We start from the raw sequence: 16,584 nt of genomic DNA on the forward strand, positions 1-16,584 counted from the left end.
CGGAAGTTCAATCACTATTCGCACACGTGGGTGCGCGTTGCGCGTGCACGCCCACATGCGCCACGCGCGCGCTTGCGTGCTGGCCCCATCGAGCCCGAGTTCCTGATACCATCCTCTCTCAGCCAACCGGATTAGGATTCAAGCCCTCACCGAGAGATAGCCGTTGCCCGAAGAGATCGTACAATAGTTGAGTACTCATAGGAGGACGATGCTAATCGACTCCCAGTCCTTCCCCGACTGACCCATACAGACAACTTGGTTGGATTGGGCAGGCACTACAGTCCGGATTCGAGTTCGTGCATCGAAGAGCGCCGAGATCCAGAAGTGCGAGGTTGAAAGCTCGCGCCAGGGCCGGTTCATCTGGGACCAGCGCATCGAGGAACCGGTACACAGCTTCACTCTTGTGGGGTTGTTCTGGCAGTGGGTATCCGAAAACGCGTTCCGTTATCCGGGCTGTGTTCGCATCAACAAGGGCTAAGGGTTCCTGGAATGCGAACAGGAGACACGCACGAGCTGTATAGGGGCCGACACGCCACGGCCGCTGCAACGCTTCGAGATCCGTCGGGACCTGCCCTTCGTTCTCCACAACGCAGAGGTCTGCCGCCTCACGGAGGGTACGAACCCGATGGTTGACGAATCCCAGGGACCGCACTAGGTCGCGAAGATCGGCCTCGTCTGCCTCTCGGACAGCGTTCGGGGTCGGAAACGCCGAGAAAAACGGATTATAAATCTCGGCAACTGCGTCGCCCCGAGTGCGTTGTAGCAGAATCTCGGTCGCGAAGACTCGCCATGGATCGGTTGTATATCGCCAGGGGTACTCGCGACCGTGGACAGACAGCCATTCAAGCAGTTCGGGAACCGTCTCGAGTACGGCGTCGAAACGCTCTCTGGCGTGGTCAACGTCGGCCGCAACCAGTGCCTCCGTAGCGGCCGCCGCGTCTACATGTGATCGTAGCTCCACGGCCGTGACGCTCGTCTGGCCAAACGGCAACGCTTCCGAAACCATCACAACAGTGGTTTATCAGCGACCACCTTGAGCGCCCCGCTGATGAATCAAAGAAAAATTCGACCTATTCACCTGTATCATCCGAGAACCAGAGAAACCCGATGCAGTCTCCGACCAGACAGGTTCCGTGAAGGCATAGACCAGGGATTTATCCCTGGTGCCAGTATACGGCCAAGTATGTCTGAATTGGTCACGTCTCGCGATTCTCCGTTGGCGCTTGTTCGGTCGGCGTCGACCGCGGAGCGTGACACCCACCGCAATCTGCTTCTCGAGAATATCGATTTCCTCATCGACACGCTGACCGCAGCGCATGCTCGTCGACACCGGATGAATCCAGCAGGCTGTCCGGGCGCGACGCCGGAACGGCTCGCTCGCAATGGGACGGCAATCGGTGACACCTGCCGGTACATGCTCATCGACCACAGTAATCCAACTGAAGATGACGACGGCTGTCCCTGCAATGATCCACTTTTCCATAGTGACGACCCGCTAGACGCTGTCGCCGCTGTGGTCCTCGGGAGCGAGACTGAGGCGCCTGCAAATCGGTTCTTCCAGCGGATCCCTCGACGGACAGTCGCCCAACTCCGAGACCAGTACGGGACCTGGGAAGACATCGCTGCATTCGACCACAGCGCTCTGACTGAAGCACTTGAGGATGCCTGCCCGCGAAAAGGTATCAGCGAAGACCGTATCACCCGACTCGAAACACTGCTCGCCACTGTAGACAAGACTCACTATACGGACGGAGTGACGCTTCGTGGATTCTCGAACGTGCGCTATGAGACCTACGTCGATTTCCTGACGCAAATTCCGGGAATCCAATCGGAGGATGCCTGGTGGCTCGTGCAGACTGCGTTCGACAAACCAGTGTGGCCAGCCGATCCGCTCGTTGACGAGTTCCTCTGTGCGCTCGGCCTCCTGAAACCGGAGGACTATGAGACCGAGGGAGTGCGACGGGAGTCTCTGGAGAGCGCACTCACCGACCGTCTGATTGCGCCACTGTATCGTGCCTTGGCAACTCATGCAGTCACCGAAGGACCGGACGTCTGCGGACCGAATTGTGAACTCAGGAAGTTCCTCCTGACACATCGCCTCCGCGAGCAGCAGAAAGACCATGACGGTCCAACGGTAGTTGATCTCTTCGCTGGTGCGGGCGGTCTCTCATGTGGGCTGTCTCGGGCTGGCTATGACATCCGGTGGGCTATCGACATCGAGCCCGACGCAGTCGCGACCTATCGCCTGAACCATCCAGAAATTCCGCATGAAAACGTCGTCTGTGGAGACGTCCGCGATGTCGATATAACAGCACGGATACAGGACGCAGTATCAAAGCCGGACGTCCTTGTCGGTGGACCACCATGTCAGTCTCTATCCCAGGCAGGGTACCGGTCGCGGCGAGCCGCAGACGAGGACTACAGTATTCTCGACGATACCCGGACGACACTCTACACGCAGTACGTGAACGTCGTCGACGAACTACGCCCGAAGGCGATTGTAATGGAGAACGTGGAGGGAATGGTCAACGAGGTCGGCGACACCGGTGTTCGAGTCATCGACTGGGTCCTCGAGGACCTGGCTGCACTCGATGACACTGGGATGGGCTATCACGTCGGCTTTCGTGTGCAGGACATGAGTGAACTTGGCGTCCCGCAGCAGCGAGAGCGTGTCCTCTTGGTCGGTTTGCGAGAAGATCTTGCAGAGTCCCAGGACGAAGTGACTGAACTCTTGGAAAACCTGTCTGATACTGGAGAGCCTAACACTCTCCAAGACGGATTATCGGGGCTGCCTCGGCTCCGCCGTGGAGAGGGTGGGCGTGTGCTTTCGACAACACCCCGCGGTGGACCGAGTAGCTACCTTACTGAACACGAGCTCCACAGAGATACAGCTCTGTGTTTTAATCATCAAGCCCGTGAGCACCCAATGGAGAAGGACCGGATCCTCTTCGATGAGGCGCTGAGACCGGGTGATACCGGATGGGATGTCAAATTTGGAGGCGATGGAGAGTACGCAGAATATATTGAATACGATGTTGGAACAGAAGACAATCCCCGATTCAAGGATAAATATCGGATGCTAGAATGGACGGAGCCATCGCCAACAATCGTCGCCCATCTCGCGAAGGACGCCAACGCCTATGTGCTGCCAGATTACTATCAGCACGCCCGTCCTGACCAAGAGCGCTCGGACGCAAAACGGAACCGTGGCATCACCCCTCGCGAGGCTGCACGCTTGCAGTCCTTCCATGATGATTACATCTTCCTCGGCCCGTTCACCAGCTGGTTCCGACAAATCGGAAATGCTGTCCCTCCAATCGCTGGGAAACGTCTCGGAAAGGCTCTACACCAGACGATTACTGGAAGACCAGAGGCTGTAGGGAAGGCACATGGTCAGTCGCAGACGTCCGAAGCGGTATCCGATGACTGAGTGACGCTATCGAGGTGAGAGTTGAAATGGAGCGGCGATATTCAAATATGCACTGAAGCTGAGGAAGGACATTTTCGAGATCTTCCAGACTCAAGACGCCATTCTCAACGAGGTCTAGGCGAGGTCGAATTAGTCATTGTGGAGCGCGAGGCAACACCACTTTTGTTGAGGAATCTAACTGTTCAGATTCATTTTACTCATGTCTATCTTTCAATTACGTTTCGGTCCTCGGCCGTTCATCGGGAGGTCACAGAGCGCTGGAATCGGCGGATTTGCTTGCGTTTAGACGTCAGATCAGTTAACAGGCCAGCCACACGCAAGAACGCACCACTCGCCAAACTAACGTGTGCCCCCAGCCCGAGGGATCGGTGTTCAGGCTATCACCAGTCGGTACTGGGAATGACCACAGCAGCATTCACCAGTTCATTTGTCTCCGGATACACCACCTCTTCTTCATCAAGCCGTTCGAACGTCGCTTTCCGTTCTTGCCGCAACTCCTCTAATTTGTTATTTGCTCGCCCGATGTTCCCGCGCATTTCCTTGCCCTCCTTGAGTTTCTGCTGGTAGTCTGCCAAGCGATTCTCCCATGTCGCAATCGCATTCTCGAAATACCGCGCCGCATGCTCTCGCTTCTCGGCCACGACAGTTTTCCGCTCGTTTTCAGCCTCGCGTGCCATCTGCTGCACCCGTGTTTGTGCTTTCTGCCTTGCTTCCTCAACCAAATCGTCTGCTTTGCCCATGACCTCGGCCACAACCGGATGGTCTGCCGCATCCTCATGTGCCAACGGTCCGAGTGCTTCAGGAGAGTCCTCTCTGATCGAGCCACTGGCGGTTACATAGATTGACTCGAAGACCTCCGTCTCCTCACTCCCGTCACCGGTCACATGTCCCAGCCGGAAGTTACACAGAATTCCGGGCTCAAGCTTCGGATCGCCTGCCTGTTTGGCAGTTGTCTTTCCATCAATCCAGTCTTGGCCATCCAGACAGTAATTCACAATCCCACGTACGAGTGGATGGTTGACAGACAGGAACGTCACGCCAGAATCATCTTTCGCCACCTCTTGATCAAACGTCACCCGTGGATACGAACTCAGAACCTCATCGCCCTGCAATTCAATTACGCTCGGTGTCTGAATTTTGTACACATCGCCCTCTGGATGGCCATCATCGGCCAGTTCCATCGCTCCATCATTCTCATCGATAAATAACTCGAGCAACCGTTGTACTTCAACCTGTCCGACGTATTCGTCTTTACTATCTTCAATCACTTCCTGTACTTCTTCGAGATCAGATTCGTTGAACTGATCCTCAATCAGGAAGTTCTCTTGCAGGGTTTCCACCGCTTCTTTACGTTCCTCGATGATCTCCTCAAGATTGTCGACGACATCCCGTCCAGACTCGTTATTTACTACAGCTTCCATGATTCGATCTTCGAGATCGAAATCGCTTCCTTCTAACACCATCCCGAGGACATCGGAACTCATGCCGAGGTCCTCTTCGATCCGATCTATCTTCACTGTCAAATTCTGTAAAATATCGCTCTCCCTGGTGTCCTCGATGAATAGATTATAGATATTCACCTTCTGATCCTGTCCATACCGGTGCAGCCGACCCATCCGCTGATCGATCCGGATCGGATTCCAGGGCAAGTCATAGTTGATCATAATATGTGCAAATTGTAGATTCAATCCCTCTCGGGCCGCATCGGTCGCCAGCATCAGATTCGCTCCCCGACGGAACTTTTCAACCTGCTCTTGGCGGTGTTTCTGACTCATTCCGCCATGAATCTCGGCCACGTCATATGCATCCAAGACCTCATCCCGCAGATATTCCAGCGTATCCGTATACTCCGTGAAAATGAGGACTTTCTCGTCTGGATCTTCAGCCAGCAACTTCTCAATGGCACTTTTTAGTTTTGCAGCCTTCGAATCCTCATCGATAGCCCGTGCCCGTTCAATCAGATTCATCACGGTCTCGAGTTCCTGTTGCCGATCCGCTTCGCTCTGGTCACCAGAAACCTCTTGGAGTTCCTCCTCGACCCGTTCGCGCTGCTGATCAGTCAACGTCTCTGGATTTTTTCGATACTGATCCAGCATACTACGGACCACTGTGGACAGTCCGTTCCGGCCGTCTCCTCGAAGTGTCGCTGCTCGCTTCTCGAGGGATTTCTGTATCGACCGAATGCTCGATACCAGCCGCTTTTGATAGATCACCATCGAGAATCCGGCGGCGCGAGATTCTTGATCTTCACCAAGCCGATACTCATTTCTCAAATAGTTCGTGATATCTTCATACAGCTGGTCCTCTTCCTCGGTGAATTCGACGGAGAGCGTGTTGATCTCCTTCTCGGGAAACATGGGTGTGCCATCGGAGTGGACCATGTTCGGGTTGTCTTTGGTCCGCCGAATCATCAGCTCGTCCAGCTTCTCGGGGCTGATATCGTGTTCGTCTTCGAAGCGGTACGGTTCGAGCAGATCCATCATGAAATAAAACTGGTCGTGCTTCCCTTTGTGAGGGGTGCCGGTCAGGAACAGGAGTGCGTCTGTCTTCTCGCTCACGGATTCGCCAACTTTGTATCGGTTGGTCGGTTCCTTCCGGCCATCCGAACGCCGCCGAGCGGTTAGATGGTGGGCTTCGTCGAAGACAGCAACGTCCCAACTTGCCTTTTCGAAGTCCTCGGGTATACCGTCGTCGCCAGCCTGTTTTACAAAGTCGATAGAGGTAATGATGAGATCGTTTACCTCCCAGACGTTCTCGCTGGTCATGGCTTTGATTCCATTCACCGTCTCCCGATCGTAGATGGTGAAGTCCCGGTCGAATTTATCCGCCATCTCTTGTTTCCACTGTCGTTTCAGGGAGGCAGGGGTGACGATTAGGGCTCGTGAGGCGCCTCGTGCTAGGAGTTCTTCGATAATGATGCCGGCCTCGATGGTTTTGCCCAGGCCGACTTCGTCGCCAATAAGGTAGCGTCTATCGTGGGAGTTGAGTATTTCGTATGCAGCCTCGACTTGGTGAGGTGTGACGTCGATTCGGTTACCGGAGAGTGAGAGGAACCGGTCGAATCGATAGGCCATGTCGAGCCTAGTTGCCTGGGATCTGAGATCGAACCGATTGGCGGAATCAAACTGACCGGTCCGGATCCTGTCTTCGACCCTGGCTTGTTTTTCAATGCCTTTCTGATCGGCTGGGATGGTCTTCAGACCATTCGATTCGGTGTTGACAAATAAGAGATCTGCGCCGCTGGGCTGTGGTTCTATTTTGAGTATTTCGCCTTCTCCCCCGGGAAATGATACTAACTCGCCGCTTTCGAATTCTTCTTTTTTGGACACCATTGGTAAATCTGAACTCTGTTCGACAATCCGCCCATCGTCAGTATGGATATGGAGTAGATTTCCTTCGATTTTCACGATGGTTCCGCGGCCGCTCCCCTTATCGTCGAAGTATGACACTCGGTCCCCTGGCTTGAAAGTGTTGTCCGCACTCACGTATGTTGATGTTTAGATACGCGCCTGAATTAATACTGGTTTCATATTCATGGTATAACAGTAATAAAATATAGTACGGCTAATGGCACTGTCTAGTTGAGGGATTGAGGAGCGAGCAGGTCGTAGTGAGTGGTGCCTATGACACTCGGAGATCTGCTCAAAGAACGCTTAGATATCTGGAATCAAGACGCTTGGGAAAACGAGCGCACACCGACACGCGTGCGCTGTTTCGGGGTTCGACTTCACTCGATGGGGCTGTCGTACCGTGAAGTCGAGGCCGTCTTGGACTGGTTGGGTGTCGATCGCTGTCATCAAGTCGTCTGGAATTGGAAAGAGACGCTTGCTGAGACACAGAGTGACCCGCCGACGGCAACGCCGTCGGCGGATCGCCGTCGACGAGAAACAGATCACGGTTGACGGTGACGAGAAGTGGCTCTACGCCGCCATCAACACGGAGTCGAAGCTGCTGTTGGAGGTCGGCGTCTACAGCCGCGGGACTGATCCCGCAGCGACGTTCCTCCATCGACTCACCGAGAAACACGACGTCGCCGACACCGAGTTTCTCGTCGATGCTGGTGGCTATCTGACTTCCCTGGCTCGGCGCGAGTTGAGCGGTCAGCTCAACTATAACGAGCGGAACCACATAGAGAAATGGTTACAGACTGTGGCGATGTGGATCGACCGCTTTCACTCGTTCTAGTGGGGCAGTCAGTCAATCGTGAGACGGTGGCTGCAGCGGTTCAGACACTACTACAACCGACATCAGACGAATCAGGCATTAGATGGACGAACACCAGCCGTGGAGGTGCTCAACTAAACAGTGCCTTAACACAGCATACGTAAGTGGGTTTCAAATACACGGAGTTCAACATATTAGCATGGCAGTTGATGCGTCTCATGCTGACCGGGCTGAAATGCTGCTTGAAGACCCCTCGCTGTTTGAGGAACTCGTTCAGGAGTATGACGATGGCACGAAGTTCTATGAAAAAACCGCTCGAAAAGTTCCGAGGGTGGACGCTCGGTTTGAGGCGCTCATTGAGTACCACCGCATCTTCATTGACCATGGGCCATCGGAGTATATTTATTATCGACTGAACCGGGACACCGCCCGTAGTATTAAGAACATGATACTTGGTGGGAGTCGGGCGGGACGAGCGTACCGAGTCCACACCCTCGCTGAAGCCCAAGACCGTGTTGAAGCATATTGGGAGCTCGGAATGGACGAGACAGCACTCTCACTCACCCGAGTAGTCGAGACCACCCTCGAAGAAATATACCTCGATGACGACTACCGGAGCCAGGCTTATTCGATTCTCAACACGCTCCTCAACGACGTCACCGACGTCAACCGCGAGGTCATCGAATTCGTAGCTCGAGCACAACTCGTCGACCGACTCGACAACGGTCAACGAGAGGACCACCAGCGCGCAGCGCTCGAGACGTACCTCAAGCACGTTCCGAATCCGCGTCCCGAGGCAGAACGATCAGCCGAACAACTCCGTACGGCTGCAGAACAACACGAGTACGGCGACCCGGATCGGCTTGAGTTTCATGAAGCTGCACTTCATCACGCAGCGTCCCTCGACGCCCTCTTTGAATACCTCTACGTCCGTAGCAGAGACGTCGCCGAACGGTATCGTCATGCCAGCCGTGACAATCCATCGACAGCAGAGTTAAGTATAGGCCAGCGCCAATTGGCAGTGCTTCAGGAACTCGACACCGAGTGGGGCCCAGAGCGCGAAGCGTACAGTCGAAGCTATCAACATCTGCTGCAGGCGCAGCAACACAGCGGGTTCGAATGGCACAGCGAGCAAGACGAACGAAAACGTTCCGCCTCGAATTTCGCGCGGGCCGCCCAAGAGTACCAACGGGCTGCTGCAGAAATCGAAGACTGGCACGACCGCAGAAGACTCAAATATCTAAGTAAAGCGTTCCGGCACGCGGCCAATGCAAGCGACACGTGGGAAGCCAAGCGGGATCTCCACGACAACGCCATCGTCCTCTTGGTCAAGACGGTGCAAAATCAAGACACTGGTCAGGACACGCTTGAGCTCGCACTGAAACGCCATGAGTTATGGCGGGGCATTGCCGACGCATATCTCGCACTCAAGAACAACGACCCCGATAGCGCGCACAGTATCGCATTAGAGTGCGAAGACCGCCTTGCTGATATTCCACTATATGATTCATCCCCATATCATCTCGACCGCGTCAAACTCCTCGCCGGGGGTCGGCTAATGGAAGCCGAGGGTGACTATGCCGATGCCGCTGACCACTACGCCTCGTTTGATCGGGAGGACGACTACGTCCTTCTTCATCGTACGCTAGCCCAACTTAAAACGCGAGTTGACGACGGCGATGCCAAGGGAGCACTTGAACTAGCTGAAGAGGAGTTCAATGACGACTCGTTACTATGTACGACTCTCCGTGTCCTCGCGCAAGAATCAATTGACTCGATTCGGTCTCATGGCGTCCTTCCAGACGGCCTGATACGAGCCGATTCCGCAAATCAAGAGACAATCGAGTTACTGATATCACTCAACGTGAGCACGAACTCATCAACTCCCGAATTATACAATCTGCTGCGTATCGCGTTTCTCGATTTGTAACTACCACCCGTGTTTTCGGCAACTGAACTCTCCTTCTAACCAATAGCAACCAACATCGGTTATAAACTTCGAGACCACTGTTCACGGAGATCGTCAACGACCTCACGGACCTCCTTCCGTTGGACCTCTGTGTACGATTCTTTCGTCGTCGAGGCGTCCTTGTGCCGAAGTAACTCTGTCGCGGCGCCTGGTTTCTCGACGAAGACCTCGCGGCCGAGCGCTCGCCGTCCCCCGTGAGGCTTGAGATATTCACCATCGACATCGACGTCGGCGAATCCACAAAGGCGTTCCATCACGCGCCGACCACCGTTCGTCGAGAGACTCGGAACGTCCACGTCGTACCTGATACACAGTCCCCCGACACCCAGTTCGTCCAGCAGTTCGTCGACGCGATCGTCACCCCGTTGCTTCCGCGCCGCTCGCGAGAGCGTCGGTCGATGTCGCGTCGGGAACACCGGCCAGTCCTCGGGCACGCTATCGAACACCTAGGACTCGGAGTAATACGAAACTCTATTCTTCCAAGCTGTAGAAAGCATCCTTTCCCCGTTCGGATGGCGCCGTAAAGATCTCAGAGAGGCACTGGCAGAGACTCAAGAGACTAGTCTATCGCGGTACGGTGCCGTCGTTCAGGGATTTTGAGCCTGAACTACTTTTCGTCACCAAATAGGACGTCTTCGGCCTGCTGTTTCCGGTCCGCTGCCCGAACCTCTCGGTAACTCTCGTGAGTTGTCCCGATGTCCTGGTGCCGGAGCATCTCTTGTGCTAACTCGGCCTGCTCGCCGTATAGTTCGTGGCCGAGTCCACGCCGGCCACCGTGCGGCTTGAGGTACTCGCCGTCGATGTCGACGTCCGCCGTCTCGCAGTGCTTTTGCATCAGGTTCCGTGTGGACTGCACGGAGATAGCCCTCGGGTCGGTTCCGCGATCGCGCATGACCGCCATCGGGCCGTCCGCCCTCAGTTCAGTGTCCACACACCCATCAGCTGCCTCACGCACGTGCGAGTAGAGGTTTGGCGGGTGGAAGGTCATGAAGACCGGCCACGATTCTGGCGGGTCCAGCAGTCGCTTGTAGCGCTCCAGGCGCGTCCGTGCGGGCTCGAGTATCGACACCTCCTGTCGTTCGCGCGTCTTCCCGAGGACGTCCACGACGCCGGCATCAACGTCGACGTCGCTCCAGCAGATGCCGTTACGATCGTCATCGTCCGGGTCGCGCACTATCTCCGCCCCACGGGCTCCGCTGTACGCGAGCATGTAGACGAGCGCCCGATCTCGGTGCACCTCCAGCTGGGCGAGGCGGTCACCAGCGTCGTTTGCCTCGTCGACGACCTTGTCCATGTGCGCGAGCAATCGGTCGCGGACATCCGCACTCCAATATTGTCGGTCGCTATCGCCCTGGTCCTCGGGGAGTTCCTCGGTGGCGCGTAGCTTCTCGGCTGGATTCTCGGGGATGCGTGCGTCGCGGACGCACCACGCAAGCCATGCCCGGACGATGTCGTAGTACGTGTTGGCGCTGCTGGCCGCGAGTTCGTCGGCGTCGACGCGGTCAGCGAGGTCCTGGGCGTAGCGACGGCAGTCCGTTTCGGTGACGCTCTCGAGTTCGTGGACGCCTCGATCGCGGACGAACTCGGCGAAGTCTGTGAGCACGAATTTTGAGTTGCGTGCGTAGTTCCCGGAGTCGACGCGCTTGAGCCGTGCGCGGATGGCGTCTTCGAGCGTGCTACCGCCGGGGTTAGCCCCCTCAGGTTGCCGTTCCATCCTTCGTGCTTCCCCTACAGCGTGGGGGTACTAGTATCTGGTTGCTCTTTGTGTCCTAAGCGAAACCAAACATCTGTATCTTAATTCCGCCATTCTAGGCCTTCTACCTCCATTGAAGGCAGGAATAAGAGTATATTAAACTGTATATCGCTATACGGAATGGTGGCCGGGGATTGTGAATGACGCGGAATGATCCATAACGAGGTCAGCTGCCCTCGTCCCGACGGTAACGCTGGTGATCATGCCCAGAGCGATTCGTCCGTATAGTGCCATGACGAAGTTCGACGGTTCGACCTCTAAGACGGTACCTCGGTTGAACTGATTATGGACGCCCCATATCTCAATGGCTTCTCCTTCCTTGTGAACGCGTAATACGGTTCGCTACTAAGCGGAACGGACGATTGATTTGTGACGCCCTCAGGCACCTCACTCAGACTTCCTGTACCCGGCCCGGCCCATGGAACAACCGGTACTCCAAATCCCCAATCTTCTATAACGGCTTTCTGTAACAGTTATCTGTTACAGAGATTCGTGATGGCTGTGGCCTCTACAGTTTGCCTGTGAGTTTCTGGATCGTCCGGATCAGGGCCGGTACAGAAGTCTGTTACAGACGCCCGGTACAGTCAGCCCTTGCAAAGGCCAGCCCAGGCGCACAAATGTCTGGGGCAACCATCCACCACATATATCTGCACCGTATTTCTGTAACGGCTGTCTGTCCCGGGAGTCTGTAACGGATATTTGCCCTCCTTCCAGTTGCGTTTTTGCAGGAAACCCAGGAGCCAGTATCCCATAGAGCCGTTGCAGACATGAGGGACGGATGTCTGTAATAGGTATCTATCTGTAATGTCTGTCTGTAACGTCTGACACAGACTTATGGCACAAGAGCCCGGAAGGTGGTACTATGATAACAGCCGTGGTCTACTCAGAGTCAGGTGGGACGTACAAGACGACGATGACGGCGAACCTCGCCGTTGCACTTGAGCGAATGGGTCAAAACACGCTTGTAATCGACCTCGATCCACAGGAGGGTAATTTGACGAGCCTGTTCGAGGCCGGTGAGAACCGAAACGACCCCAACGCAGACAACCTCGTTAAGCACATCCTGGATATGCCGGACGGGGACTTCCACGACCTCATCGAAACGACATCGGAAGGCGTCGATATCATCCCGAGTCACGACATGCTCGGGGACTTCACCTCCAACCTCGAGCAGAAAATCTCCTACGAAACGGGGATGCAAAACATGAGTCGCGACGAGTATCCCCGCTTCGAACTGTTGTACGATCTCCTCTGGAACACCCACGAACTCAACAAGGAATACGACGCAATCCTCATCGACCCGAACGCACGCGCCGAAGACCTCCTCTACAACGCTATCTTCGCGCTCCGAACACTCGTCGCACCCGTCAAACCCGCAGGGAAAGGCAACCTCAGCCTCGACGGCCTCGGCGAACTCGTCGGGAACATGGAAGCCCAGCTCAACATCGAAATTGGGCTTTCTTGTGTGGTGCCCTCTGGCGTCGGCCAAACCAATGCCCACCAGCAGTACCAACAACAGTTCGAGGCGACCGACGCATTCGCAACGCCAGTCACGATCGGGAACAGAGAAAGCCTCATGGATGCGATGTGGGAGGCACACGGCTCGGCGTTCAAAGTCGTCGAAGAACGATGGAAAACCTTCGAGCGGGACGGAGAGATGGTCAGTGAACCGGGACAACGGCGCGTCCGCGACAGAGAAATCGAGACACTGCAGAAACTCGCGACGCTCGCCCAGTTCGTTGCCACAGAGACGTTCGACGCAACAGTGGACCCGATACTTGAACTCGACATTCAAGACTCCGAAAATCGGACTCTCGATCTGAGTACGCCCGACACCACGGAGGCGACCACCGCATGAACAACTTCAAATCCGGGTCCGGAAACCTCGACTTCGGGGCGGACGATGACGATGCCGATGCCAACGAATCCGAACCAGAGAGCACCCTTGCGGAATCCACCACTGATGACGCTGGGGCAGAAGCAGACTCCAACGTGATCCCAGAGACGGAAAGCACTCCCGCCCCGAACAGTCCGGGAAGGGACCGACCCGAACAGTCCACCACCAACGACCCTTCCTCGAGCACTACGAGCGAACACAACTACCCGTATTTCGTCCGACGGAGTAACGTCGGCGACGAACGGGACAAGCGCCTCGAGATCCACGTCCGAGAACAAGTCTCTGACGAAGAGGGGAAGTTCCGGAACCAGCTCGCAGAGATTCTCGACACCAACGAGGTCTCGAAGACGGACGCCCGTGAATTCGCACTCCTCGCTGCATTCCAGCATCCAGAACAGGTCGCCGAACTCATGCAGGAGGAAGGCTTCGGAGCTGTGAACTAGCCTGTAAAAGTCGAGTGAGAGCAAGGGGTACACCTCTATCGATGTGTTCTCCAGAAGGGTGGTTGCCGCCTAGCGTTGAGGAGTCGCACTTTCGATAGGGCTCGTCAGTAGTGTTGTATGCGGTCGTAGAATACACCGTGGAACTGTTCACCCATCTCTAGCATCCACTCGGTATACTCGTCCCAGCGTGTTTCATCTTGGACGTCAACGTGTTTGGTGGCGGTGATCTTGCTGCGGGCTTTGCCCGCTCGTGTCTCCTCTGGCTCTTCCCATGCAACCTCTTGGCCGAGCTGGCTCTCGATTGCCTCCCGCTCGCCAGCGAGGTGGTGGTATAGGTCGGCGTCGTCCCGAATGACGAGTGCGACGCCGAGTTCGTTCTCGGTGGCTTTGATGGTGAACTGGAGTTCGACACCCGCCTTCCCAATCGGGTTGTTATAATAGTAGTCGGGGAATGGTTTGCGAGCGCTCAATACTGAGTTCTCATCTTCGATGCGATCACGGAAAGCCGTCCAGTACTCTTCGCGCAACGTCTCCGTATCGCTCAGTTCGTTCTCCGACCGTTGGGCTTTCTCTTTCCACTCACTTGGCTCCGCAATCGGATTCAAGCGAACTGCAGGCTCGGAGTCACCGATCCGCCAGACCTCCAGCCGAATCGCAAACAAGTCGACACCTTCCCGACTATTCTCATTCAGCCATTGCATCGCATCGCGATGTTCGTCGTAGAATCGGGGGGCAATCCAGACGATGATGTCGGCATTCACACCCGAAGCGTACGCGATCGATTTCCCAAGATGGTCATGGTCAGAGGATTGGAGTTGATTCTCGATTATCACTTTGCGGTTGTCATCAACTACCTCTGCGAAGATGTCGACGTTATATCGGCCGACACTCTTCTCTTCCTCGAGCACTGCAAGATCCAGTTCCAGGGCTTCTTCTAACTTTGAGGCGGGTTCTGCACGAATCTCGTCTGCCAGCCATGGCGTGAAATCGTCGGCTTCGTGTTCCCAATACGAGCGTACCTCCTGTGATTCCAGGGACCCAAACTCGGGCATACTGCCCTCCTTACCAGCCAGTTATAAAAACATCCCCTGCCCCAGAACTATTGAGACGATGGCTGCAGGACGTATCTTCGTGAATCACGGGGAATCGAGAATTACCTCATTCGTTGGTTAACGCAAACAGTCACGGTCCTACCGTCCTCAGGGAAGGTCTTCTGCCACGTCGACGAGTTCCTCCTCGGTCTGCCAGCGATACAGCCGCCCCTCCTGGTCGAACAACTCGAAGACGCCATCCTGCATCCAGCCAAAGGAGTGCTCTTCGTCCTCGTACTCTCGCTTCAGGACGTGGCTCTTCGCGAAGAACTCCGTCGTGCCGACGAGTAGGCCTTGCTCAACGAGGAAGTCACTCGGCTCTTTCTCAGCGACGCCGACAAGGTGGGTCACGATGTCGGCGATCAGGCAGAACTTCTGAATGCTGTTGTCCCACTCGCCGCGAATATCGACCATCCGGAATGCGTAGGCGTCCTGACGACGGTTGAGGCGGTCGACCACCAGGTTTAGGCGGCGAATCGGCTCCCGGTCATAGTTCCCGAGTACGAAGTACGACCGCTTGTTCTCGTAGACGGGGGTCAGCTCGCTTAGAGCATGGAGAATCTCCTCGTTGTCAGCGAGCGAGATCTCTTCGTCGTCGAGTTGGTCCTTCGCGCTCGTGAGAACCTCCTCGGGGACGGGCGGCTCCTCCTTGGACATATACGAACCCCCTCATCGCCGTGTGATATGGTTTATGGAGTAAATCACCAGCTCAACTAAGCGTGGTTTACTCCAGAGTGGTTTACTCCAGGGTAAACTACTTATTTCTAGGCCGTATATCTTGTCGTATGAGCACTGACTTGGGGACTTCTGAGGGGGTGGAATCCCGCGAACTCGTCCACTTCGTCACCCAGCAGACGCGGTTCGCGCTGATCAACAACATCCTCCAGCACCCCGACCAGCTGCCCTCGATGTACGAACTCGAGGAGCTCAACCCCAGCGTGAGCGACGCCACCGTCTACAAGCATATTCAGAAACTCATCGACGCTGGCATCGTCAAGGAGGTGGCGCTGGACGACGACCAGCGCCGGCAAGGCTATCCCTGGAAGTTCTACGGACTCACCGACGAGGGTCGAGACTTCCTGGCGGAGCACAACCTGCTCGCTGCGGAGGAGACACTCCAGCAGATCTACGACACCATCTCCGACAAGCCCGAGAAGATGGTCAAGTACGAAAACGCACCCCGTCCCGACAGCGTCTAACGCCACATTCTCTTCCGGAATAGCTTGCTAACCGTGCTCTTCAGACCGTGGCAAGACGATATCTGATTAACCAACAAATCTATGCCGATAGGGTCGTTGTTGGTTAACACGAGGCGACCGCTCATGTCCTATGAACCCCCAACCCCACCGGCGAACCTCACGACGGAGATCGTCAACACGCTCAACGAGTCGACCCCGGAGCAGCTCCGAGACGTTGCGACGTACGCTGAGGCGCTCGCCGAGCACAAGGAACGAGAGTCCCGTCTCGAGGAGGCGGCAGATCAAGAAGAGGTCGAAGAGCGACCAGACGATCTCCCAGACGACGTCCCTGCCAAAGCGACAATCACGATCAAGAAGATCAACGACAATCGCTACTACTACTGGCAGTGGCGGGAGGGAGACAAAATCAAGTCCAAGTATAAGGGGCCAGTCAATCCCGACGAGTAGGAGGGTCTCTGGCGTGGTTTCGGAGGAACCGCCCCGCGTGTGCGAAATGAATTGGCAGAGGGCGACGAATCAAGACCCTCCGTGTGCGAGATGAATTTGCTCTCATCGTCGGGGACCCCGTGTGAGAGATGAATCAAATGATAAATCTCGACAGCGACACCCCGTGTGCGAAATGAAATCTTGCGTACCCT

The 16,584-nt window shown here is 55.6% G+C and carries 11 protein-coding genes and 1 pseudogene; 7 read left to right on the top strand and 5 right to left on the bottom strand.

Annotation, left to right across the window (positions count from 1 at the left end; genetic code table 11):
• Window positions 1-211: 211 nt before the first annotated feature.
• Window positions 212-1,006, bottom strand: coding sequence for an HhH-GPD family protein (locus SM754_RS18795; protein WP_323677696.1), 795 nt, complete (start codon window positions 1,004-1,006; stop codon window positions 212-214).
• A 177-nt stretch (window positions 1,007-1,183) separates the two neighbouring features.
• Here SM754_RS18795 and SM754_RS18800 point away from each other — a divergent pair, with 177 nt between their 5' ends.
• Window positions 1,184-3,430, top strand: coding sequence for a DNA cytosine methyltransferase (locus tag SM754_RS18800; RefSeq protein WP_323677697.1), 2,247 nt, complete (start codon window positions 1,184-1,186; stop codon window positions 3,428-3,430).
• Window positions 3,431-3,810: 380 nt separating this feature from the next.
• Here the strand turns inward: SM754_RS18800 and SM754_RS18805 are convergent, their stop codons facing one another.
• On the bottom strand, window positions 3,811-6,915 hold the full coding sequence (locus tag SM754_RS18805; protein ID WP_323677698.1) for a DEAD/DEAH box helicase: 3,105 nt from the start codon (window positions 6,913-6,915) through the stop codon (window positions 3,811-3,813).
• 138 nt (window positions 6,916-7,053) lie between these two features.
• On the opposite strand from SM754_RS18805, the pseudogene SM754_RS18810 reads away from it, so the two are divergent.
• Together SM754_RS18810 and SM754_RS18815 are read left to right on the top strand one after the other, a co-directional pair.
• Window positions 7,054-7,732, top strand: a pseudogene (locus tag SM754_RS18810) (IS6 family transposase).
• Between the two features lie 61 nt (window positions 7,733-7,793).
• Window positions 7,794-9,524 (top strand): hypothetical protein, encoded by a 1,731-nt coding sequence (locus SM754_RS18815; protein WP_323677699.1) that lies wholly within the window; start codon window positions 7,794-7,796, stop codon window positions 9,522-9,524.
• A 646-nt stretch (window positions 9,525-10,170) separates the two neighbouring features.
• Here the strand turns inward: SM754_RS18815 and SM754_RS18820 are convergent.
• The gene (locus SM754_RS18820) at window positions 10,171-11,277 is read right to left on the bottom strand and encodes a tyrosine-type recombinase/integrase (RefSeq protein ID WP_323677700.1); all 1,107 of its coding nucleotides are present in this window, start codon (window positions 11,275-11,277) and stop codon (window positions 10,171-10,173) included.
• Between the two features lie 901 nt (window positions 11,278-12,178).
• On the opposite strand from SM754_RS18820, the gene SM754_RS18825 reads away from it, so the two are divergent.
• Both SM754_RS18825 and SM754_RS18830 read left to right on the top strand, forming a co-directional pair.
• Window positions 12,179-13,174, top strand: coding sequence for an AAA family ATPase (locus SM754_RS18825; protein WP_323677701.1), 996 nt, complete (start codon window positions 12,179-12,181; stop codon window positions 13,172-13,174).
• Complete coding sequence (locus SM754_RS18830; RefSeq protein ID WP_323677702.1) at window positions 13,171-13,656, top strand: DUF7970 domain-containing protein; 486 nt, start codon at window positions 13,171-13,173, stop codon at window positions 13,654-13,656. Before SM754_RS18825 ends, SM754_RS18830 begins: the two co-directional genes overlap by 4 nt.
• A 104-nt stretch (window positions 13,657-13,760) precedes the next feature.
• Here the strand turns inward: SM754_RS18830 and SM754_RS18835 are convergent, their stop codons facing one another.
• Entirely contained in the window at window positions 13,761-14,708 is a 948-nt protein-coding gene (locus SM754_RS18835; protein WP_323677703.1) for a DUF4268 domain-containing protein, read from the bottom strand.
• Between the two features lie 147 nt (window positions 14,709-14,855).
• Entirely contained in the window at window positions 14,856-15,404 is a 549-nt protein-coding gene (locus SM754_RS18840; RefSeq protein WP_323677704.1) for a DUF8170 family protein, read from the bottom strand.
• 128 nt (window positions 15,405-15,532) lie between these two features.
• On the opposite strand from SM754_RS18840, the gene SM754_RS18845 reads away from it, so the two are divergent.
• Window positions 15,533-15,946, top strand: a complete 414-nt coding sequence (locus SM754_RS18845; RefSeq protein ID WP_323677705.1) for a MarR family transcriptional regulator — start codon at window positions 15,533-15,535, stop codon at window positions 15,944-15,946.
• Window positions 15,947-16,069: 123 nt separating this feature from the next.
• Window positions 16,070-16,393, top strand: coding sequence for a DUF6788 family protein (locus SM754_RS18850; RefSeq protein WP_323677706.1), 324 nt, complete (start codon window positions 16,070-16,072; stop codon window positions 16,391-16,393).
• Window positions 16,394-16,584 lie beyond the last annotated feature (191 nt).

This window comes from Halorubellus amylolyticus, assembly GCF_034808145.1.
Taxonomy (GTDB): Archaea; Halobacteriota; Halobacteria; order Halobacteriales; family Natrialbaceae; genus Halorubellus.